20 protein-coding genes are annotated in these 23354 nt (G+C 35.4%); 19 read left to right on the forward strand and 1 reads right to left on the reverse strand.

The genetic code is table 11. The features are described from left to right. Window positions 1–32 precede the first annotated feature (32 nt). The 16 genes from AC0L3Q_RS01960 (at window position 33) to AC0L3Q_RS02035 (ending at window position 18967) form a co-directional block, all read left to right on the forward strand. The gene (locus AC0L3Q_RS01960; protein ID WP_473284644.1) at window positions 33–1589 is read left to right on the forward strand and encodes a tetratricopeptide repeat protein; all 1557 of its coding nucleotides are present in this window, start codon (window positions 33–35) and stop codon (window positions 1587–1589) included. Window positions 1590–1857: 268 nt separating this feature from the next. Next, the gene (locus AC0L3Q_RS01965; RefSeq protein WP_473284646.1) at window positions 1858–2001 is read left to right on the forward strand and encodes a hypothetical protein; all 144 of its coding nucleotides are present in this window, start codon (window positions 1858–1860) and stop codon (window positions 1999–2001) included. Window positions 2002–2186: 185 nt separating this feature from the next. Continuing rightward, window positions 2187–2609: a hypothetical protein gene (locus AC0L3Q_RS01970; RefSeq protein WP_473284648.1), complete on the forward strand. Its 423-nt coding sequence runs from the start codon at window positions 2187–2189 to the stop codon at window positions 2607–2609. Between the two features lie 11 nt (window positions 2610–2620). Beyond that, the gene (locus tag AC0L3Q_RS01975; protein WP_473284650.1) at window positions 2621–3880 is read left to right on the forward strand and encodes a helix-turn-helix domain-containing protein; all 1260 of its coding nucleotides are present in this window, start codon (window positions 2621–2623) and stop codon (window positions 3878–3880) included. A gap of 128 nt (window positions 3881–4008) precedes the next feature. Next, window positions 4009–4215 (forward strand): hypothetical protein, encoded by a 207-nt coding sequence (locus tag AC0L3Q_RS01980; protein WP_473284652.1) that lies wholly within the window; start codon window positions 4009–4011, stop codon window positions 4213–4215. Between the two features lie 25 nt (window positions 4216–4240). Next, window positions 4241–4429 carry a hypothetical protein gene (locus tag AC0L3Q_RS01985; RefSeq protein WP_473284655.1) on the forward strand — a complete coding sequence of 63 codons (189 nt, stop codon included), beginning with the start codon at window positions 4241–4243 and terminating at the stop codon, window positions 4427–4429. Between the two features lie 209 nt (window positions 4430–4638). After that, complete coding sequence (locus AC0L3Q_RS01990; RefSeq protein ID WP_473284657.1) at window positions 4639–5856, forward strand: lanthionine synthetase C family protein; 1218 nt, start codon at window positions 4639–4641, stop codon at window positions 5854–5856. Window positions 5857–5877: 21 nt separating this feature from the next. Beyond that, window positions 5878–8121 carry a lantibiotic dehydratase family protein gene (locus AC0L3Q_RS01995; protein WP_473284659.1) on the forward strand — a complete coding sequence of 748 codons (2244 nt, stop codon included), beginning with the start codon at window positions 5878–5880 and terminating at the stop codon, window positions 8119–8121. After that, window positions 8114–9007 carry a thiopeptide-type bacteriocin biosynthesis protein gene (locus tag AC0L3Q_RS02000; protein ID WP_473284661.1) on the forward strand — a complete coding sequence of 298 codons (894 nt, stop codon included), beginning with the start codon at window positions 8114–8116 and terminating at the stop codon, window positions 9005–9007. The genes AC0L3Q_RS01995 and AC0L3Q_RS02000 overlap by 8 nt, the downstream gene beginning before the upstream one ends. A gap of 218 nt (window positions 9008–9225) precedes the next feature. Then, window positions 9226–9804 (forward strand): RNA polymerase sigma factor, encoded by a 579-nt coding sequence (locus tag AC0L3Q_RS02005; RefSeq protein WP_473284663.1) that lies wholly within the window; start codon window positions 9226–9228, stop codon window positions 9802–9804. A gap of 5 nt (window positions 9805–9809) precedes the next feature. Beyond that, window positions 9810–10544: a tetratricopeptide repeat protein gene (locus tag AC0L3Q_RS02010; protein WP_473284665.1), complete on the forward strand. Its 735-nt coding sequence runs from the start codon at window positions 9810–9812 to the stop codon at window positions 10542–10544. 225 nt (window positions 10545–10769) lie between these two features. Further along, on the forward strand, window positions 10770–11042 hold the full coding sequence (locus tag AC0L3Q_RS02015; protein WP_473284666.1) for a hypothetical protein: 273 nt from the start codon (window positions 10770–10772) through the stop codon (window positions 11040–11042). Window positions 11043–11191: 149 nt separating this feature from the next. Beyond that, window positions 11192–14473: a hypothetical protein gene (locus AC0L3Q_RS02020; RefSeq protein WP_473284668.1), complete on the forward strand. Its 3282-nt coding sequence runs from the start codon at window positions 11192–11194 to the stop codon at window positions 14471–14473. 9 nt (window positions 14474–14482) lie between these two features. After that, on the forward strand, window positions 14483–16411 hold the full coding sequence (locus AC0L3Q_RS02025) for a DUF3857 domain-containing protein (RefSeq protein ID WP_473284670.1): 1929 nt from the start codon (window positions 14483–14485) through the stop codon (window positions 16409–16411). 3 nt (window positions 16412–16414) lie between these two features. Then, window positions 16415–18400, forward strand: a complete 1986-nt coding sequence (locus AC0L3Q_RS02030; protein ID WP_473284672.1) for a DUF3857 domain-containing protein — start codon at window positions 16415–16417, stop codon at window positions 18398–18400. Window positions 18401–18421: 21 nt separating this feature from the next. Further along, entirely contained in the window at window positions 18422–18967 is a 546-nt protein-coding gene (locus AC0L3Q_RS02035) for an RNA 2'-phosphotransferase (protein WP_473284674.1), read from the forward strand. Here AC0L3Q_RS02035 and AC0L3Q_RS02040 read toward each other — a convergent pair. Then, entirely contained in the window at window positions 18943–19971 is a 1029-nt protein-coding gene (locus AC0L3Q_RS02040) for a helix-turn-helix transcriptional regulator (protein ID WP_473284676.1), read from the reverse strand. The two genes, AC0L3Q_RS02035 and AC0L3Q_RS02040, sit on opposite strands and share 25 nt — an antisense overlap. Before the next feature lie 114 nt (window positions 19972–20085). On the opposite strand from AC0L3Q_RS02040, the gene AC0L3Q_RS02045 reads away from it, so the two are divergent. The 3 genes from AC0L3Q_RS02045 (at window position 20086) to AC0L3Q_RS02055 (ending at window position 23056) form a co-directional block, all read left to right on the forward strand. Continuing rightward, a complete protein-coding gene (locus AC0L3Q_RS02045; RefSeq protein WP_473284678.1) occupies window positions 20086–20700 on the forward strand; it encodes an RNA polymerase sigma factor in 615 nt (204 codons plus the stop codon). Between the two features lie 62 nt (window positions 20701–20762). After that, window positions 20763–22151: an RtcB family protein gene (locus tag AC0L3Q_RS02050; protein ID WP_473284680.1), complete on the forward strand. Its 1389-nt coding sequence runs from the start codon at window positions 20763–20765 to the stop codon at window positions 22149–22151. A 35-nt stretch (window positions 22152–22186) separates the two neighbouring features. Then, window positions 22187–23056, forward strand: a complete 870-nt coding sequence (locus AC0L3Q_RS02055) for an aldose 1-epimerase family protein (protein ID WP_473284682.1) — start codon at window positions 22187–22189, stop codon at window positions 23054–23056. Window positions 23057–23354 lie beyond the last annotated feature (298 nt).

Raw genomic sequence — 23354 nt, forward strand, 5'->3', positions numbered from 1 at the left:
TGTTTTTATGTTTGTTTTTTTGTATTTGGCTTTTGCTAGGCTTTAGAATTGCATTGGCTCAGGAAGTTCAAAAAGATAGTTTTGAAATCGCAAAAGAACATAATAAAGAAGGATTAAAATATTTTTACATTGAAGAATATGAGAAAAGTATTCGAAATTATAATAAAGCACTTTTTATAGCTAAAAAGTTAAAACATGATAGTTTGACTTTTAAGATTCTTCTTCGAAAGGGGCACGTATATTTACTAGAGGGGAAATACAAAGAGGCTATAGATACGTATCATGAATCTTTAGAGATGTCTAAAAAAGTAACTTATCTTATTAGTACAAAAGCTGAAACATATTCTGGACTTGCAACCGCTTTAAAGCGTATGGGGCAACTAGATCGAGCTTATGATACAACCCAAAAGATCTTTAAATTGATGGAATTGCCAGAATTAAAAAGAAAACGCAAATCTCTTGGGTATTATTTAACTAGTGCAAATGAAGTATATCTGGCTCTAGAAGAATATGATTCTTTATTATATTTTGCGGATAAAGCAATTAAAATTGCAAAAGAAATCGATTCAAAAACACTTTTGGTGCATCTCTACGTAGAAAAAGGGATGGTATATTACCACAAAAGCGAGTATAAAAAAGCTTTTCATTATTTGTATAAAACCCAAGACTTAATAGTAAATAATGATATTGATACTCCATTTTTTCCAACGGTTCTTACAAATTACTTCCTTGCAAGTTGCTATTATAAACAACTAGAATATGATAAAGCAATTACGTATTTACGTAAAAGTATTGATATGGCAGATGAGCAAGATCATAAAAAAATGTATGTGATTCAATGTTATTTGTTATTGGCAAACTGTTACGCAGAGAAAAATGAACATGAGGAAGCATTATCCTGGCATAATAAATATATGGAGTTAAATGCCTCCTATGAAAAAGAAAAGGACTTGGTTGCCGACAAAATTTTTGAAATAGAAGCTAATGTGCTAACGAAAAATATAGAACGTCTTAACAACGAACGTGAAAAAGATAAAAAAGTAAAAGTGCTTATCTATGCGATTCTTGGATTAACTTCTTGTCTATTACTATTGTTTACGCTTTTTTACTTTAAAAAACAACGATCAAATAAGCATATCTTTAATGATTTGATGGCTAAAATTGATTTGCTGGAAACCCAACAACAAAAACTACCTGAAAAAAGTAAATCAAATGCAGCTATGATTATCGATGATGAAAAATTAACTGCCTTATTAGAAAAAATAGATCAACTGGAAGTAGAGCACTTTTATCTAAGATTGGATTGTACCTTGACCTCAATGGCGAAAAAGTTAAAAACCAATGCCACGTATTTGTCCAAAATTATTAATACCCATAAAGAAAAAAACTTCAGTAGTTATATCAATGATTTACGAATTGATTTTGTGGTAAATCGATTAAGACAAGATCCTGTATTTAGGAAATACAAAATAAAAGCCATCGCCCAGGAAGTAGGTTTTAAAAGTGCAGAGTCTTTTGCCAAATCTTTTTATAAACGTACAGGACTTTACCCCTCTTATTTTCTTAAACAGCTGGAAAGAAAAGTATAGCTATCGCTTGCTAGTTCTAATGTATGATTAGCGCAAGTTTTTAGAGCCATTTTTACCTCCCTATTTTATTCAAAATACGGTTTTTGTGTTTTTAATCTACCGGATAACTGTCTACCTTGAGATCAAGGGGATACCGAAAACCTTAAGACAGAGTAGGTAAATTTAAACCAATTGTTACATGAAACGAGCCAGAACAAAGTTTTTGATACAAATCGAAAATGGTTATTTGGTGAGTTCCATGTGACCTTTAAAACAATATTAAAAACACATGAAAACAAAAACGAAAAAATTAGACCTAAAAAAGATGCAGATCAGCGAATTCAAAATGGATAAAGTAAAAGGGGGTGGGGCTACATTAATGTGTAATAGTGTCCCAGAAGAACTAGGAGGAATTGGATGTCATTTAAAATAACAGATCGTTGTTTTAGGATAAAGCGCTGTATTTACAGCGCTTTATTGTTTTATAAAGTTGTCTACAGAAACGGATTACCCTATTAATCAAGTAAATCATTATTTTTGAGAAAATTGATTCACACAAAAGGTAATGGGTATTCTTCTTAATTCAGGTCTCTGTAAGACGTTCATTTTCTCTTTTTTATGCTAGTTGGAGTTGCCAATGCGTTTGCACAAGACTCTCATACCTCTTCAAAAAAGAGTACACACAAAACAATTGATGAATTGGTTCATCTATTGCAAACTGATAGCACAAATACGGACGTCTATGAGAAAGCGATATTGAACTATGCCAGCTACTCTGTTTTGGATCAAAATGTAGCAAAACAATGGGCTAATGTTGGGGTATTTTTCTATCAAAAAGAACAGTTTGACAAAAGTCTGGTTTTTCTCGATAAGGCGATCCAATTAGGAAGTGAACTACAACTTGACGATGTCGTAAGTAGAGCATATAGCATAATAGGACATATCTATCTTAGAAAACCTGATGATCAAAAAGCATTGGAGGCCTATTATAAGGCAATTGAGTTCGCAAAAAAAATGGGAATGTTGGCCTTGAGATTTTAGCCAAATCGGGGATGATTATCATATATCATAGGACCAAAAGATGGAAACAAGGTCAGGAATTGGCGTCCTATATGCTCAATAATATTGATAAAACACCATATGCCAATCAAGAAAATCATGCGCGGATATATACTACGATTAACGATTTTTTTCTGGCGCAAGAAGCTTATGATAGCGTTTTGCACTTTGCAAACAAGGGTATAGCTTTGAGTGAAAAACTAGATTTTAAAGAAGGTTTGGTAGATCAATACATCAAAAAAGGTATTGTTTTTCATAATCAGGAGAAATACGAAGAAGCGTTTGAGTTTTTAGAAAAAGCACAAGAGATACTTGCCCCAGACAATGTAGATAACGATTTCTATCACCACCTCAATAGTAACTACTTTTTGGCTAGCTGTTACTACAATTTACAAAAGTATGATCAAGCGATTATGTATGCATTAAAGAATATCGAAATTTCTAAAGACAAAGACCAGGAAAAAATAGAAATTATACAGACACATTTACTACTGGCCAATTGTTATCGAGAGAAGAAGGATTTTGAAACGGCCTTACGTTGGAACGATTCATATGTAAAGTTAAGAGCTGCTTATGAAGAGAAAAAAGATCAAACTGTAGACGTTATATTTGATAAATCTGCTGCGGAGCTCGAAAAAGAAATCGCGACCTTAAAACAAGAAAAGAAAGCAGAACAGATCAAGAAACGCATATACATCGTGCTGTCTATTCTGATTTCTTTGGGATTACTTATCATGGCGATCCAATATTATAGGCGACAAAAATCAAATCAAAAGAGATTTGACGATTTGATGGAACAGATCACCAAATTAGAGAAGGAAGAAATCTCGGTGCAAGAAAACGAAAACCAGTCCAAAGAGATCGTTATAGATGACGAAAAAGTGGCAACCATCCTAAAAAAATTGAAAAACCTGGAAGAAAAAGAATATTTCCTAAGTCCTGATTGTAATCTGAACGCTATCGCAAAAAAAATTAAAACCAATACGACCTATCTTTCCAAAATCATCAATATCCATAAAGGGAAAAGTATGAAGGATTATATTAATGATTTACGGATTGAATATGCACTCAAAAAGATCAAAAACGATCGAAAATTTAGAGCTTTTTCTATAAAATCGATTGCCACCGAAGTGGGGTATAAAAGCCACAATTCGTTTACCAAACATTTTAAAACAAAAACAGGGCTGAATCCTTCGTACTACATTAAAAACATTGAGAAATTAGAACAACAGTTGACACATCAAAATGCCTAGTTTCGAGAACGTCAATTTTAGAAATTTGGGATGGCGCTTTTATGGTTTTGATCTTTGAAACTGTACATTTAGCAGATAACAATGAAAGTTCTATCACTCATAATAATATTTCAAATAAATCTTAGCTTATGAAAACCAAACACATCAATGATCAAAAGATCAATTTAAAAAAACTTATTGTTGCGAGAATTACCCCGAGTACAATGCACCTTGTACGAGGAGGTGATGATGATTCTCATGGAAAGCAAACCAGTGTTCCAACCGTAGAGATTGAGTCTCAGCATACACATTGTAATGAAAGTGATATTTCTTGTGATACGTTTCACATACGATAAACGGGATCGTTAAAATCATAATGTCATGAAAAATAAACACATTACCTTAAAAAAAGTAGTTGTGGCTCGAATTACACCAAAGGCTATGCAATATGTAAAAGGAGGTGGAGATCCTACGGCTTCAAAATACTCAAGTGTGCCCACTACGAGTAGTGAATCCCAACATGTGGGTAATTGCGAGACTGTCAATTTATTTGATATCACATCTCGTTAAATAAAAGAATCGTTTTTAATGAAAAACACCTTTTTTAAAAGGTGTTTTTTTATGTCGTAAACTAAATAAAAACAAATCACCCTATTTTCATGAATTTCGTGTGGTTTTGTTTTTCATTTACAAGATAGTCTAGTACTTTGTGAAGCAAATTGACACAAATCTGATTTGTACCTAGTAACAAATCCGTATTTAATGACATATAATAGTATATGAGCACAAAAAAAGCATTAGAACAAAAGCTAGATGAAATCTACCGGGTCTTACAGAATTATCAAAGCGAAAATCAAAATTTGGGAGTATTGGCAGGAGTTTCTGGAGTCTCCTTGTTTCAGTTTTATTATGCCAGATATAAAGATTCTGAGGAAGCAGCAGATAAGGGAGCCGAGATCATATCTCAGGCAGTAGAGTCGATTAGTGCTGGGTATACCTATCCTACCTTTTGCTCGGGAATAGCAGGTGCCGCCTGGGTGCTGGATTTTTTAAGTGAACAAGAGTTTGTAGATATAGACAATGATGAGCTGTTGGCAGATCTGGATCCGTTTTTATTAGAAGCTATGAAAGGTGATCTTGAACGCAACTATTTCGATTTTCTACATGGTGCTACGGGGTACGGATTTTATTTTTTGAAACGCTATCAAAATACCAAATCGCCAGAACTTAAAGAGCGATACCGGAATAATGTAAATATATTGATACAAGCCCTTTGGGAGGCTGCCCAAAAAGAGGAAGATGGAGCCATATGGTGGGTTTTTGATCTTAATGTAGAAGAAGGTACCAAAGGGGGGAACCTAAGTCTTTCTCATGGAATGTCAAGTATCATTAACTTTTTGAGTAGAACCTATGTTCATGAGGACTTTAAAGAGGCGGTTAGTAAGATGCTTGATGGTGCACTTCAATATATGTTAAGCCATAAAAAGGAAGACCTTAGTCAATCGTCCTGGTATCCAAGTTGGGTGCATAAAGATGTATCCAAAGAAGGTAACTCACGCTTGGCATGGTGTTACGGAGATTTAGGTATTGGTCTTTCGATGTGGCGAGCGGGATCTGTACTCGATAATGAAACTTATAAAAATGAGGCCTTGGCTATAGTAAAAAATTCTACCAAAAGAAGAGACCTTAAAGAAGCCGTCGTATTAGATTCAGGGCATTGTCATGGTGCCTGTGGAGTTGCCAATATCTATAATCACATGTTTCTGGAAACAAAAGAAACCGCGTTTCAAGAAGCGGCTGATTTTTGGTTAGATGAATTACTGAAAATGGCTGTACATGAAGATGGGGATGCTGGATTTAAGCAATGGAGAGGAGATAAAAAAGAATGGATGAATGAATTAAATCTTTTGGAAGGAATCGCCGGAATTGGCCTTACCATTATTTCTTTTTTAGCCAATTTTGAGACCAAGTGGGATGAATGCCTGCTCATTAGCTAATACACATTGCAAAACAGCATTATGATTTACAAAAATTTCCCTAAATACGTATTGCGCGTTCCTTTATTTTCTTTTTCTTTTTATCAGGAACTAACCAAAGACGTAACACTATCGGATGATACCTTGCAAGCTATATGTAAGGATCCTATCATAAAAGAAGCTATTTTCCTGGCTTCCCCTTCTCTTTATACCGAATTTGAAAAGTGGTTAGAAGGAAATATCAAGGACCGTGAAAAGTCAGACCGAATGAAATATTCGGTACTCAAATACATCAGCCGGATGTCTTCTCGTTGTACACCCTTTGGTTTGTTTGCAGGAACTGCTGTGGGAACGTTTTCAGATGAAACCCTCTTGGACCTACAACATAAATCCAAAAATAAACGACATACCCGACTGGATATGAACTATCTGGTGGCTTTGTCACAGCATATTGTTAAAGATCAACAAATACGATCACAACTGTTGTTTTATCCAAATACCAGTATTTATGAAACAGGGCATCAATTACGTTATGTAGAGTACAACTACGTAAACAGTAGAAGGATACATCATATCGTAGCGGTAGAACATTCTGAATACCTGCAAAAAGTGCTGGAAAAAGCTAAAACAGGAGCTTTGCTCAAAGATCTGGCGGAGCTGTTGGTAGATGATGAAATTACTATAGAAGATGCAACAGAGTTTATAGGAGAATTGGTAAATAGTCAATTGCTGATTAGTGAGCTCGAACCTTCGGTGTCTGGACCAGAATTTCTAGATCAAATTTTACCGGTTTTAAAAAGGATTGAAGGCACAGAAAATTTGATCACTACGCTAGAAAATGCACAACGAATCTTAAAAGAATTGGATGGCGAAATAGGGAATGATCCTCAAAAATATATCGAACTCAGTGAGTATTTAAAGGAACTCGAAGTAGGTTTTGAACTCAAATATATGTTCCAGACCGATATGGTAATCACCCCACAAGCGAATACCTTGGATCAAAAATTACTGCATCGGGTTAGAAAAGCAATTACGTTATTAAACAAAATGTCTATTCCGCCAAAGGAAACCTTGATGACGAGATTTCAAAAGGCATTTTATGAGCGATACGAAAATAGAGAAGTTCCTCTTTCTAAAGCGTTGGATGTAGAATTAGGAATTGGTTTTGTGCAAAACCAAGGAACAGGAGATATCAGTAAAATTGTAGACGATTTGATTTTACCTCAACAAAACAATGGGGTACAAAGCAAGGAACTGCAGTGGTCTCCCGTACATGCTATTCTTCAGAAAAAAATGATGTCAGCTTTGCAAAAAGACGAACGTATTATCCAACTTACCGACAAGGATTTTGAAGCTTTTGAAACTCGTTGGGACGACTTGCCGGATACTATGTCTTCGATGGTAGAAATGACTACCATTGATGGGGAAGAAAAAATTATAATGTCGAATATAGGAGGGTCTAGTGCAGCCAATTTGTTAGGACGTTTTTGCCATGGGGACGAAGAGCTACATCAATATACCCAGGAGATTATAGATATCGAAACCCAGGAAAATCCGGATAAGATTTTGGCAGAGATCGTACACCTTCCCGAATCTCGAGTAGGAAATATACTGATGCGCCCTGCCTTTAGACAGTATGAAATCCCTTATTTGGCCAAATCAATAGTTGCTCCAGAACATCAGCTAACTTTGGACGATTTGATGATTTCAACCAATCACGATAGTAAGGTATTGTTGCGATCAAAAAAACACAATAAAGAAGTGATGCCACATCTTACCAATGCGCATAATTATTCTGGAGATCCATTACCGATTTATCAGTTTTTGGCAAATATGCAAACCCAAAGGATGCGATCTGGATTAGGATTTTATTGGGGGCCTTTGGCGGATGAATCAGATTTTTTACCAAGAGTAGAATATAATGGAGTAATCCTATCTGAAGCAACTTGGCATATCAAAACCAAGGATATCAAAAAATTGACAGAAGTGGATCCGACTTCAGATCAATTTGTTGCTCTTTTGGAAGAGTGGGTAAATCAACAACAACTACCTAACTACGTTTTGTTGGTAGATGGTGACAATGAGTTGTTGATTAATACAAAAAACACAACTTCGGCAGCGATGCTATTGCATACCATCAAAAAGAGATCTACATTTAAATTGAAAGAATTTTTACATGGTCAAAACGGGGTTGTAAATGAAGGCGATCAAGCATATACCAACCAGATTGTACTAGCATTCTATAACGAACAAAAGCTAAAAAATACAACAACTACAAATGAGTAATACACAACGATCTTTTATCATTGGGGACGAATGGTTATACTACAAACTCTATACTGGTCCTAAAACGGCAGATTTAGTACTTACTCAGATCATCAAACCTGTTACTGATGATTTGTTGGCCAGAGGAGTGATTGATAAATGGTTTTTTATTCGTTATGCAGACCCTAAACACCATATTAGAGTCCGATTTCATTATACAGATGCCAGCAAAGTAGGCGAAATTATAAATGCGTTGCAGCCCTCTTTGGCAACCTATATCCAGCAGGATTTGATCTGGAAAATACAAATCGATACCTATCAACGGGAAATAGAACGCTACGGAGAAGAGACCATGGAAGCATCAGAGAACTTATTCTTTTATGATAGTAAAATGATGGTGGATTTTCTGGATATGATCGATGAAGAAGAGGGAGAAGAGCTACGTTGGTTGTTTAGTATACGAGCAATGGATACCTTGCTTGCCGATTTTGGATATGACGAAGATCAAAAGTTAGCATTGATGGAGCGCTTAAAAACCGGGTTTGGAAAAGAGTTTGGAATGAATAAGTTCCTGAAGAAGCAAATGGATAAAAAATTCAGGGAAGAGCATGAAAAGATTAAAGAATTTATGGTGTTTACCCGAGATAATAATCCCGATTATGCTCCTATTATTGATGTGCTGGAAGCTCGTAGTGAACAAAATAATACTGTCGTTAATGCCATTGTACAACAGGTAGATAAAAATCGATTGGATAACTTGATGAGTAGTTATATCCATATGCTGATGAACCGTTTGTTTCGATCCAAAAACCGATTGCACGAAATGGTACTTTATGATCTGCTATTCAGAACCTATAAAGTGGCCTGGGGGATCCGAAAATTTAAGCAAAAGGCTAAAACTTCATAATTTTTATCGATTCTTTCGTTTCCTCTTTTTTCTAAAAATGAAATAATACCTAAATCTTTTTCTGGTATTTATCCTTCATTTATTAATAGCAAAGAACGTAAAAACGTTACTTTTATAGTTTGAAATATTTAGCATGGATCTTGCAAGATAGATCTATGGATGAATTAAGAACACGATAAGCCTAAAAGTAACGTTTTACTGCTATAGCACATTAATCTATGAGCATAAGGGACGAAAGTAACATTTTGGAAGGTATTCGCACTGGTAATGACGCTGTAATTAAGGCGTTCTACAAAAGGAATCGAGCGTATGTAAGGAGCTTCATTTTGCAAAACTCAGGTAACGAAGCCGATGTAGAAGATGTATTTCAGGATGCGATGGTATTGTTATATGAAAAGTTGAAGTCAGATTCGCTAGAGGTTACCGCTTCGATACATACCTATTTTTATGCGGTTTGTAAAAATATCTGGAGAAACCGATTACGAAAGACTAGTAGAATTATTACCAAAGCTGAACTTTTAGATCATTCGACAGGAGAAGAAGAAAAGATTGTAGATATCATTGATCAAAAAGAACGAGAATATGTGTATCAAAAGTATTTTATAAAGCTCAATCAAAGTTGTAAAAAAGTTCTGACTTTAGTATTTCAAGGGAAGAGCATGAAAGAAATAGCAAGTGAAATGGAATACTCTGAAGGATATGCCCGAAAGAAGAAGTTTGACTGCAAAAAATCATTGATCGAAATGATCGAAAAAGATCCTATGTATCAGGAATTAAAAACGGAACCTGAAAACTAAGCCATATGGAGAGAAATCAGGAATTGTTTGAAAAAATAGAAGGGTATCTTAACAAGACCTTGCCTCAAGAGGAATTAGCAGCTTTTGAAAAAGAGCTATTGGCTAGTGCTGCCTTGCAAGAAGAGGTCGAAAAGCATAGAGTGTTACATGAAACGCTAAGTGATACGGAGACCTTGGCATTTCGTGAAAAACTAATACGAATCAGTGAAGAGATCAAGGCCGAAGAACAAGCAACTGCATCGGGTTCATTACATTACTGGAAAATAGCAGCTTCAATAGCAATAGTACTAGGGATTGCAACGTTGTTATGGTTCTTCTTTTTTGGAAACAACCCATACGAAGATTTATATGCTTCTTATTACACTCCTTTTCCTGTAGAAGATACTACTAGAGGCGAAACCGATACCGATTATAAGGAAGTATTGTCGAATTATGCCAAAGGAGAGTATAAGATAGCAATTACAGCACTAGAAAAAGCGGTGACTGAGGAAGAGTCAAATCAATTCAACCTGTATTTGGGGAATAGCTATATGAATACTAATCAGGAAAAGAAAGCAATTCCCATTTTTGAAGAAATTGCCAAAAGCAACAAGTACTATGAAAATGCACAGTGGTATTTGGCCTTGACCTATCTAAAATTAGGAGATACCAAACAGGTAATAGCTATTTTGAAAGAACTTATTCAATACAATGGTATTTACAAAAAGAACGCTATAAAACTACTTGAAGATCTGGAGTAATACCAGATAAGTTCAATACCATGCCCTTCTTTTTCTACCTCTTAATTCCTTAAGAAATTACTCGTTATTTTTCAAAAAATTTAGGGTTAAAATACCCAATATCTGCTTCTTTGATAAAAAAACCTTTCAAAAAAGGGGTAATAAAAGTGAGTAGGATGACACTTACTAATATACCTCAAAATTTAAAATTGATTGGGAAAGATTTGTCAAACTAAAGAAGTAATTATGAATGGAATTTTTGAACACATCGAGCTTATTCAAAGAATTGATCAACTTATTCGTTTAGAAGCTACAGGAACACCAGCACTTTTGGCTGATCGTTTAGGAATGTCGAAATCCAAATTGTATCGATTAATCAATACGATGAAATCCCTTGGTGCACCGATAGAATATGATATGTTTTTGCAAAGTTATGTGTATTCAGAAGCAGTGGGATTTAGATTTGGATTTTATCACAAGCACGAAATTTTAGATCCACCTTATACTAGTATTCACTGAAAAAACGAATTTCAAAAAACAATTTGGCGAACCTTGTCAATTCGTGGTTTTATTCTATTTTTGAATCTTCATAACGTAAAGAGAATCAAGATCAATTGAAAATCAGAATTCTCGTCACACACTTCGCCTACTCAACTTTTATAACAAATATGAAAAAAACATTGCTTTACAGTACGCTTTTTGCGTTTACATTTTTGCACGCTCAGGAAAAGGTTGAATTTATTGATTATGACGAAATGTCCATTAAGTTGGGTGAGTTTACACAAAAAGAGGAATACGATAATATCATAAATTATTTGGATAAGATCAATAAGAATGATTCCATTTACGAATCCTCCCTGGTTACAAAATCATACTATTTACTTCAACAAAAGAAATACGAAGAAGTCATTGAAGCTACCAATGAGGGATTGAAGATTCGAAATGGGAAGAACAGATATTCTTTTATTGTGAATAAAGGAATAGCACTATTACAATCCAAACAATTACAGGAGGCCCTGGATTTATATACCAATGCAGTAAAAGATTATCCCAAAAACAATGTGCTTTTTCATAACATAGGTGTTGTACAGCAAGAATTAGGGAATCGGGAAGAGGCTGCAAAGAATTACATGCAATCTATTTATTTAGATCCGTTTTATGAAAAAAGTCACTTGCAATTAGGGAAGATTTGCTTTGTTGAAGGAAAGATCAGTCAGGCACTAATGGCATTTGATATGTATTTGTTGCTAAATCCGGATGGAGCAGATTCCTTTTCAGTTTTGAATTCGTTGAATGTTTCTGTTTCTAAAAGCAGTGACTTAGAGCCTATGGGAATTACAATATCTGAAGATGATGACGCTTTTGAAGAAATCGATCTAGTCATCAACAGTAGAATGGCCCTTAGCTCGAATTACACAATCGATAATAAGATCAATGTTGGACTTACCAGACAAAATCACGCACTTTTTGAACAACTTGAAGATTTTGAAGGGAATAGTGGTTTTTGGGACAAAAAATATGTTCCATTTTATAAATGGCTTTTTGAAAATGGGCACTTCGATGCTTTTACCTATACCATTAGCTATTCTATCAAAAACGAATCCTTCAAGAAAATTGTCGATAAAAAAGTACCTGAGATCAAAGAATTTATCAATTTGTTTTATGCCAAGTGGTTGGAGATTATGGAAAAAAATAATACCCAGACTTTTGAAGGTAAAACACAACAACTAACCCATGTTTTTAATGATTACGAATTACAGGCAGTAGGACTTAGTAAAGGAAGTAATAAGATAGGGAATTGGAACATGTATAATACCAAGGGCCAATTAAACGGAATTGGGAAATTTGATGAAGAAGGTAGAAGAGACGGAGAATGGAAATGGTATAATGATTTTGGGCAAGTTACAGATATCGAGACCTACAAAAACGGAAAGTTACAGGGGAAATATGCTGCTTTTCACGATAATGGAAATCCAAAAATAGCTAGCAATTATGAAAATGGAGAATTAGAAGGAGAATATAAATTTTATAATTATAACGGAGCATTAATCGAGAAAAAGCAATTCACTAAGGGGAAATTAAATGGAAAGTATAAGTCCTATCACAGTATTGGAGAATCTGCTATCGAATACGATGTAAATTATAAAAATGACCTTCTTGATGGCACCTTAGTATTGTACCATGTAAATGGAGAAATTGCCAAAAAAGTGAATTACACAGAAGGAAAACTATCTGGATTGGGGGAAGAGTATTTCAATACCGGACAGAAAAAAGAAACTTATCAATATCAGGAAGGTTTGTTAGATGGTCCTTATACAACTTACTATCCTAATGGTAATGTATCCGAAACCGGAAATGTTAAAGAAGGGTATTATGTGGGGGATTGGAAATCTTTTTATCCCGATAATACGGTAAAGCTCGAATTCGCATACGACGAAAAAGGGCAACTGGATGGGCTCTACAAAGAGTATGATGTGGATAGCAAATTGCACTATGAATTTGTGTATAGAAATGGTGAGTTCATAGAGTACCGTTATTTCAATAAAAATGGAGATGTTGTATATGAAAACAAAAAGAAAAAAGGAGAATTCTACTACAAAGGATACTCTCCATTGGGAGATCTGTTAACCGAAGGACTTTATGACGTAAAAGGAGGGAAAAAAGGAGAATGGAAATACTACGAAGAGGGCACGCTTACCAGTAAAGTAAATTATGAAAACGATCAGGTTCAAGGCGATTATTACGACTATTACAGATCAGGAAAAGAACAGTCCATTGCTACTTATCGTAATGATTCTTTGATAGGATACTATCAAGAATTTCACAAAAATGGCAATCTGTCCAGACAAGGGTGGAACAAAAAAGGTAGAGCACAAGGAGAATGGATTTCATATTATCCAAATGGGCAAATAAAAGATGATAACTATTATCATCGTGGTCAAAGTCATGGTCTACAAAAATCCTATAGCCCAGAAGGAAAACTATATCAGGAAATGCTCTTTGACAATGGCGAGTTATTATCGGAAACTTACTACAATACGGATGGTAGTGTTTTACAAGAGATCCCTTATGATCGTAAAAAAGAAAAGCATACTTTGATAATCAAGCACCCTAATGGCAAAGTAAATAGTTCTGCAGAATATCTCTATGAAGTAAAACAAGGTGATTATGTGGCCTATGATCCTGACGGAACAAAAGTAGTCGAAGGTAAGTTTCTAAATGGGAAACCCCATGGTGTCTGGACCTGGTATCACGATAATACCCAAATTAGCACACAAGGAAATTACTTTTATGGAGAGTATACTGGCGATTGGAAATATTATCACAAGAATGGAAAACTAGAGCGAGAATATACATACGAAAATGGCCAACGACAAGGAGAATACAAATACTACAGTGAAGAGGGTGTTGTTTCTCAAATAGCAGTTTATAAAAATGATAATTTACATGGAGCGCGAAAGTTCTACAGCCCAGAAGGGAAGTTGAAACTAGTGCGATATTATCACAATAATATGATCATTGGATATAGCTATAATGATGCAAATGGGAAACTTAAACCTATGATCCCTTTGGATAATTTTTCAGGTACTATAGAAGCTTTTTATGATAATGGGAAGCCTTCTGCAACGATGGAGTTTAAGAACGGTTATTTTGTGAATGAGTACGTGAGTTATTATTACTCAGGAGAAAAGGAAAAAGTAACGCAACATAAAGACGGTGATTATCACGGTACAATGATTAGTTATTACAAGGATGGTTCAGTAAAGGAAGAAAGAAATTATCAGCATGATGAGTTACATGGTATTGTTAAGAAGTATTATGCTAATGGAAATCTAAAGGAAGAACAACATTATCAATTTGGTAAACAAACTGGTAAAGCCAAGTATTTTAATGAAAAGGGAGAGCTTACCAAGGAAAAAGAATTTTTTAACGACGTACAAATGAAGTAGATGATCATTATGAAGAGAGTAATTTTTTTGCTGGGATGCACACTTTTGATTCCCATTGGACTAAAAGCACAAAAATCCGCAGACTATGAAAGTTTTAAATCAAAGTATCCAAATGCACATATGGTTAGGCTTTTGGAAGAAAAGAAAATAGACATTAGTCTAAATGACAATGAGATAGATATTACTCAAGAGATTATTGAGGAAGATTTATATCTGGATGCCACAGCTACCTATGGATCAAAAAAATCTATTAGTTACTCTTCATTTTTGGATATAGAATCCATTGAAGCCTACTCCCTTCTGTACAAAGACGGAAAATATAATTCGGTAGAAGTAAAAGATTTTGTAGAAAAAGATGAATTAAGTAGTTCGTTTTATGATGATATAAAATCAATTAACTTCATCTATCCAAGTTTGGAAGCCGGAGCCAAGTCAAAGCTCAAGGTTACCAAAAGAGTGAAAAACCCAAGATTCTTAAGCTCTTTCTACTTTGCAGATTTCAAACCCGTAATTAGAAATAAAGTAGTTATAAAAGTAGACAAGGAGATCTCTCTAAAATTCAAAGAATTTAATACGGATGGTATACCAATTCGATTTACAGAGAAAGAAAAAAGAGGCAAAAAGATTTATACCTGGGAGCTTGATGAAATTGATGAGTATAAACTAGATCCGGGTGCTCCCGATTATAGGAATACTTTACCGCACATTATACCAATTATTACAGGCTACCAGACATCCGATAAAAACATAAAGCTTTCTGAAGATGTAAGTGATTTGTATGACTGGTATTATACGTTGGTAAAGGATATCAATGTTGACGAAGCCGATGCAGAATTAAAGAAAATAGTAAACATACTTACCAAAGACAAAAAGACAAATCTGGAAAAGGTGAAAGCCATATATTACTGGGTACAGGAGAACATTAAATACATTGCTTTTGAATATGCTCTGGGAGGGTTTGTTCCGCGAGAAGCCAATGATGTATTTAATAAAAAATATGGGGATTGTAAAGATAATTCGAGCATCCTTTTTAAAATGTTGGAAGTAGCTGGATTAAAAGGGAATCTTACTTGGATCGGTACTAGAAGTATCCCTTACAAATATAGTGATGTGCCCACGCCAGTAGTTGATAATCATATGATATTATCGTATATAGAGGGAGATGATGTGTATTTTTTGGACGCGACAGGAAGATATATTCCTATTGATATGCCGTCTACATTTATTCAGGGGAAAGAGGCGTTGATCTCCTTTGGAGAAAAAGATTTTGTGATCAAAGAAGTGCCGGTAATAGACTCCAAAAGAAATGGTATTATAGATTCTACATCCATTAAATTGGTTGATAATACCATCGTAGGTTCTGGTAAATTTACTGTTTCAGGGTATCCCAAAATGGATTTCTTTAATTCCTTAGAAAAAGAAAAAAATGACAATAAACTCAAAGAAATATATACACGGGAATTGCGAAAAGGGAACAATAAGTTTTTGATTGATGATTTCAAGGAAACGAACAAATATGATTATGACAAGGACTTTGAGTTAACGTATCAATTTAATATTAAAGATTATGTCAATAGCTTCGATGAAGAAGTATATGTAAACCTTAACTTGAACAGGGAACTCAGAGATTTTAAAGAGGAAAAGGACCGTAAGAGCGATAGAGAATATCGTTATAAGTCGAATGAAAGGCATGTTAATGTGCTAGAAATACCAGAAAATAAAGTCGTAGAGTACATTCCCGAAAACTTCAGCGTTTCTAATGATTTTTTTAGTTGCGAAATCAATTACACCCAAACGCAGTCAAAAATTATTTACGAGTTAATCATTGATTTGGATTTTATCTTGCTCACAGCAGATCAACAAAAGGAATTGACGGAACTCATTAAAAAAGTAGAGAAAAACTTTAAGGAAGTTATCATTCTTAAAAACAAAAAATAACCAATGAAAAAACTGAATTCACTTATCCTAATCATACTCGGTACCCTAAGTTTAAACCCGGTTTTAGGGCAGGAAAAACCTTTTTACGAAAGTTATGAATGGGACAAAAATCCTATGGCTTCGATCAATATAGATGAGGTTAAAGAAAAAGACATCGTTGCGTTTAAGGATAAAAGAGTAAATGAATTCTATTTTATCGAGGACAACAACCTGGTAGAATATAGCTTGGTTCATAAACTATTTTGGTTAAACTCTAACGACAAGATTGAAGAATACAACAAGGTCTATCTTCCTTATTCTAGTGGATCCGAAATGGTAAGAAATAAGGCTAGAGTATTTACCAAAGAAGGAAAGATTATCGAATTAGACGATTCCAAAATCCTAACGGCAAAAGATGACGAAACCCAACGAACGTATAAGTATTATGCTTTTGAAGGTATCCAGAAAGGAAGTTTTATAGAGTATTATTATGTGGTTCGTAAGTATCCTAGTTATACCGGGAATAGGATTATTTTACAATCTGATTTTGATAAAAAGAATGTAGAGTTCGATCTGTTTTCTCCAAGCAATTTGATTTTCAAAACAAAGAGTTATAACGGTTTAAGCAGTATGGTTAAGGATACACTGAATAAAGAAAAAAATCATTGGAAATTGCGTCTGAAGACGTTGGATAAACTGGAGGATGAAGAACAAGCCGCTTACAGTGCAATGAGCAAGTACGTTATGTATAGATTAAAAAATAACACATTTTCTCCTTCCAAAGATTTGGTGTCATTTAGCATTGCTTCCCAAAACATTTACAATGCGATTTATTCTGAATTGGATAATAAAACCAAAACAAAATTAAAAGCATTTATTACTTCCATTCCAAATTCGAATAATGAGGATACTGCCACGCAAATTAGAGCAATTGAAAACTTTATAAAAACTAATGTATACGTTACCGATGTAAAGCGAAAGGATCTCGAAGATTTGCCTAGTATTATCGGTAATAAAGTAGCAAACGAGACGGGTATCATGAAGCTGTATGGAGCAATTTTTAATATGCTCAAGATTAAACATCAGGTGGTACTAACTACAGATAGAACTGAAGTAAAATTTGATAAGAATTTTCAAGGATATCACCTGTTACAGAAGTATTTGATATACTTCCCAAAATCTAAATTATATATGGCTCCATCCAGACAGGAATCTCGCCTTGGGTTTCCTCCAGGTAATTTGACGGATAATTATGGATTATTCATCAAACCAGTCACTTTGGGAGAATACACCTCTGGGGTTGGAGTGGTGAAATATATCAAGCCGGTAAATTATGATAAGACCAATTATGATTTGGTAATGAATGTAAAGTTTGATGATGAAGATATTACTACGACTCAGTTAAAAATGGATCGTAAAATGGACGGGTATTATGCGGTGTATGTTCAACCCTTTATGAGCATGGCCAAAGAAGAGGAGAAAGATGAGTTAGTTGATGGAATCATTAAGTCTATTAATGAAAATTTAGAGATTTTGAATAAAGAAGTGTATAACGACCGACCCGAAGATTTTGGAGTAAAACCTTTACACATTATTGCAGATTTGGAATCAGATGTCTTTGTTGAAAAGGCAGGAAATAAATACCTGTTTAAAGTAGGAGAATTATTGGGACCTCAACAAGAGATGTATCAGGAAACAGAGCGTAAACTACCTGCCGAAAACGAATTTGAACGTAGTTACAAAAGAAAAATAATCGTAGAAATACCAGAAGGATACCAATTCAAGAATTTGGACAATATCAATATAGAAGAGGCTTACTCAAAAGATGACAAAGAGTTATTCTTTTTTAAATCCAGTTATGCAGTAAAGGATAACCAATTAGAAATCGAGATAACAGAGTTTTACAATCAAAATATTATTGATCTTTCGATGTTCGAATCCTATAGAAAAGTGATCAACAGTGCGGCAAATTTTAATAAAGTAACTTTAATCCTTGAAAAGTCAAATTAGAGCAAAGCAGCAAATCGCATAATGGACACATCAAAAGATAGTATTGAAAATCTAATCAATTACTGGCTTCGGCACAATCCCGATGATGGAGGGATTGTTTTAGACGAATATGGTTGGGTAAAGATCGAGGATTTATTATCGGCATTGGCAAAAAGAGGTATTCATCTGGAAAAAGAAGATCTGATCGAAATGAATGCCAATTTTGATCCGGTAAAATGGAAAATAGATCTTACCCAAAATACCATCAAATCCTCACATGGGCATTCGATTTCTATTCTACATGAAGATGCCACTTTTGTACCTTCTACATTATATCATGGTACAGGAGCACAATATATAGATAGTATAAAAAAGGAAGGTTTGAAATCGATGAAGCGGCAGTATGTGCATCTTACCGATGATGTAGATCTTGCTACCGAGGTAGGTAGCAGACATGGGGTACCCATTATTATTACAATAAGTACAGCTCAATTATTAGACAACGGTTGGAAATTTTATAAGACTGAAAAAGACGTATGGCTTACCAGGGACATCCCTGCTGATTATTTAGAGTTCGCAGATTTCTGATATTGGTGAGCCGCTTTTTCCAACTTTTTTCGGATTCTCTTACGCAGTGTTTTGGGTTCCAGTACTTCAATACTTTCTCCAAAGCCAAGAATCAAACGATCTAACTCAAAATTTAGATGCACATATAGTTTAATGGTCACACTGCCATCTTCATGTTTCTCAATCAGTTCTTGAGAGTGATGAAAAGGTTTAGTGATCACGTAGGGTGCATTATTACGATCTACTTTGAGCAATACTTCTTGTAGTTGTTCATCGTTAAGCACAGTTACCCCGATAGTGTTTTTGTAATACAAATCTCCATCAAAATTTCCTTTGAGATAAGGCAAACTTGTATCGTAATCAATTTCGATAATACGATCTAAGGCTAGCGTAAGTATGGGCTTTGTAGCAGAGGTTTTGCCCACCAAAAACCACCGGTTGTTAAACTCTTTCAGGATAAAAGGGTGAAATACAAACTCATTGGCCTGTCGAGCGGTAAAGGATTGGTAGGTGATTTTTAATACTATTTTTTTAAGGATGGCTTGATACAGCGTATCCAAATGCTCCAGACCTTTTAATTTTTCGTTTTTATCCAGATGAATGATTGCAGATTGATGGGTCTTTTCGGTATATACTTTATCCTCTAATCGTTGAATGATCCCACCCAGTTCAGAGAATAAAGAGAAATCTTTAAACTGCTTCAGCATCTCTACGGTTTCCGATAGGACATTCATATCATTTTCGGTCAATGGGATATCTGTGATCGAGTATTCTGGATCCGAATAGTGATAGTACTTTCGATCATATACGGCTATTGGTGCATTATATCCTAATTTGTCACTTCGCATCATTTGGATGTCGAGTTGCACTGTGCGTTTACTCACATTGACATCCCTACCTTCATATTCGTATAAGGCATCAGAACAGGCCTCGATCAAAAGATCCAATGTCCATTGTCGATTGTTGTTTTGCAGACATTTATCAATGGTTTTGTAACGGATTAATGCATTTTTAGTTTGTGCCATAGCCTATAGTTTTCAGTAAAACTAACCTATATTTTTTACTACGCAAAAAGACTGCGTAGATCAGCTGGAGATTTGTGGTATCAAAATCAAAAAACTCTTAAAACAAACAGCTTAGTGGAAAAACAAAATCAAAAAATTAGTAAGGGAATTGTAAATGGAGACACCAAAACGATTAAGGCTTTTTATCGGCATAACTATCAAGGTGTACGAAAAATGATTCTTCAACATTCGGGTAGGGAAGAAGATGTTGATGATATCTTTCAGGAAGCCTTGGTATTTTTGTTTCAGAAGTTACAACAGGAACATTTTGTATTAGAAAGCTCTATACACGCTTACTTCTATGGAGTATGTAAGAATATGTGGAGAAACCAACTACGTAAGAAAAGAAGATTTGCAACAGCATATCCCCTCGAACGAAAACTGGCCGATACTGCTGATATTATGGAAGCTTTCGAACAACAAGAACGACAGCGTCTGTACCAAAAGTATGTTTTGAAATTAAACCCCTCACAAAAGAAAGTGCTCGATCATTTTTTAGAAGGGAAATCCATGCAAGAAATCGCAAACCTGATGGGATATACCGAAGCCTACGCACGCAAAAAGAAATTCAAAACCAAGGAACAACTTATGGCAATGATCGAGAGAGACCCTTTGTATCGAGAAATAGCTAATCGGGATTCCAAACGCTATTATCAAAAAGTCAAACCACTACGCAAATTAATTGCGTAGTTATATCAAACATTTGTAGTAACATTATAACGGGCAATGTAAGATTGCCAAACAGAAATAAGATGGAAAACAAGAAAAACATCAACGGAAAAACATTAATCGATTTAGGATTCAGATCAGGGAAGTGGTTTCCTGAGGCAATCGATCATATCAATACGCATCAATTACAAGGAGAACAAATGATGAGCTACCTAGAACAGTTCAAATCACCTCCTTTGGTAGATTTGCATGCAGACACGGTTCCGTTTTCGGTGAACATCAAAGCCGAAAATGAGTTAGAAGAAAGCAATGTAAATTCGGTTGTGAAATCGATGCAAACCTTGATGAAAACACCAACCTTGGTAGATGGTGCGATTATGCCAGATGCGTGTCCTACGGGACCAGAAGGTACCATCCCCGTGGGTGGAGTGGCTGTGGCCAAAAATGCCATTCATCCGGGGATGCATAGTGCTGATATTTGTTGCTCTGTGATGCTTACCGATTTTGGTAAAATGGATCCTAAAAAAGTATTGGATGCTGCGCACCAACAAACACATTTTGGTCCTGGAGGTAGAGATCGAGATACACAATATCGATTTCCAGAAGCTTTACTGAAGGATTTTGAAGGTAACTTTATGTTGAATAACGAAAAGATGATCCAGGCCGCAAGAACTCACTTGGGAACCCAGGGTGATGGTAACCATTTTTTGTTCGTAGGGACTTCCAAAAAGACGGGTAATACTATGATGATCACGCACCATGGATCCAGAGGAGTTGGAGCCAACTTGTATAAAACCGGGATGAAAATTGCCGAACGTTATAGAAGAGAAATGTCTCCAAAAACCTTGAAGCAAAATGCCTGGATTCCTTTTGATACCGAAGAAGGACAAATCTACTGGGAAGCTTTGCAGATCATCAGAAAATGGACGAAGACGAATCATGAAGTGATTCATAATGCCACTTTGCAAGCTTTGCATGTAGATGGATGGGACCGATACTGGAACGAGCATAATTTTGTGTTCAAAGACAAGGATCGGTTTTATCATGCCAAGGGAGCTACACCATTGGACCCTAAGTTTATGCCGGATATCACCGGACCAAGATTAATCCCGTTGAATATGGCAGAACCAGTATTGATCGTCAACGGAGCTACTACTGCGACCAACCTTGGTTTTGCACCGCATGGTGCTGGGCGTAACACCAGTAGAACCCAGCATAGAAAAAGCAAGGAGGGTAAAACGTTTGACGCCATTTTTGCTGAAGAGACTGAAGGGTTGGATGTACGTTTCTTTTCAAAAGAGATCGATATTACCGAACTCCCAAGTGCCTACAAGAATGCCGAAACCGTAAGAAACCAGATGGAAGAATTTGGTTTGGGTACAGTAGAGGATGAGGTAATGCCATATGGTAGTATCATGGCAGGTGATTGGCAAAAAAACGCTCCGTGGAGAAGGAAAAAAAGAAGAAGATAATGTAGCTTTGCGAGGATAATGCTTAAAACCTAATCATGCATACCATAGAAAACGATTTGCTACGTGTACAAATAGATCCTGTGGGAGCCGAACTGTCCAGTGTTTTTAAAAAAAGCACACAACAGGAGTATATGTGGCAAGGAGATCCAAATATCTGGGGCAGTCAGGCCCCAGTACTTTTTCCTATCATCGGGGGATTAAAGGAAGGAACTTATTTTTTTAACGATACCGCTTATCAATTGCCCAAACATGGTTTTATTCGATACAATCAAGGACTAAAAGTGGATCAACAATCACCCACCAAAATATCTTTTTCGCTAGAGAGTAATGCCGAGACATTGACCATGTATCCCTTTCGGTTTTATTTTGAAGTTGCTTTCGAATTGATCGAAAACGAGATTCAGGTATCTCATGTCGTAAAAAATGAGGATACTCAACGGTTGTATTTTAGTGTGGGCGGGCATCCGGCATTTAATTGCCCTTTGAAAGAAGACGAAAACTATGAAGAGTATTACATCACTTTAGCCGATGGTAAAGAACAGCAGAGTCACCTATTGTCTAACGAAGGATTGATACAACAGGATACCATTACCGTTTTTGAAGAAGGGAAAATCCAATTGACAGATACCTTGTTTGCTCATGATGCGCTCATCTTTAAAGGAATTCATGCCAAGGAAGCTACACTGCATCATCAAACAAAAGGAGCCATCCTAAAGATGAATTTTGAAGATTTTCCAGATTTGGGGATCTGGGCAAAACCCAAGGCACCGTTTGTATGTATCGAGCCCTGGCTGGGTCATGCCGATGTAGTAGATACCACTCAAAAATTGGAGGAAAAAGCTGGGATACAAACCTTGGATCAAGGGCAGAAACATACCAGTACATATAGCATTACAATCTTTTAATTTTGCTTGAAATGATTCTAAATACCATGATTTATGGCTAAAAATCATCGAATTTATTTTCAGAATCGAGGATTAATTACATATTTGTACAAGATTTGAAAACCAAAAAAACACGCTTTATAACGAATGACTGAAGTTTATATACATAAAAAGAGCGCTAAAAAGCGGTTTATGCAACCTGAGGTATAGGTATAAAACTGTAAAACGAATATAAAAAGAAAGCGCTCAAGAAATTGAGCGCTTTTTTTGTAAAAAAAATGATATGATGTTTTGTAAATCTAAAATAAACCCGCTTGAA

It is taken from the genome of Aquimarina sp. KJ22-3, assembly GCF_055808215.1.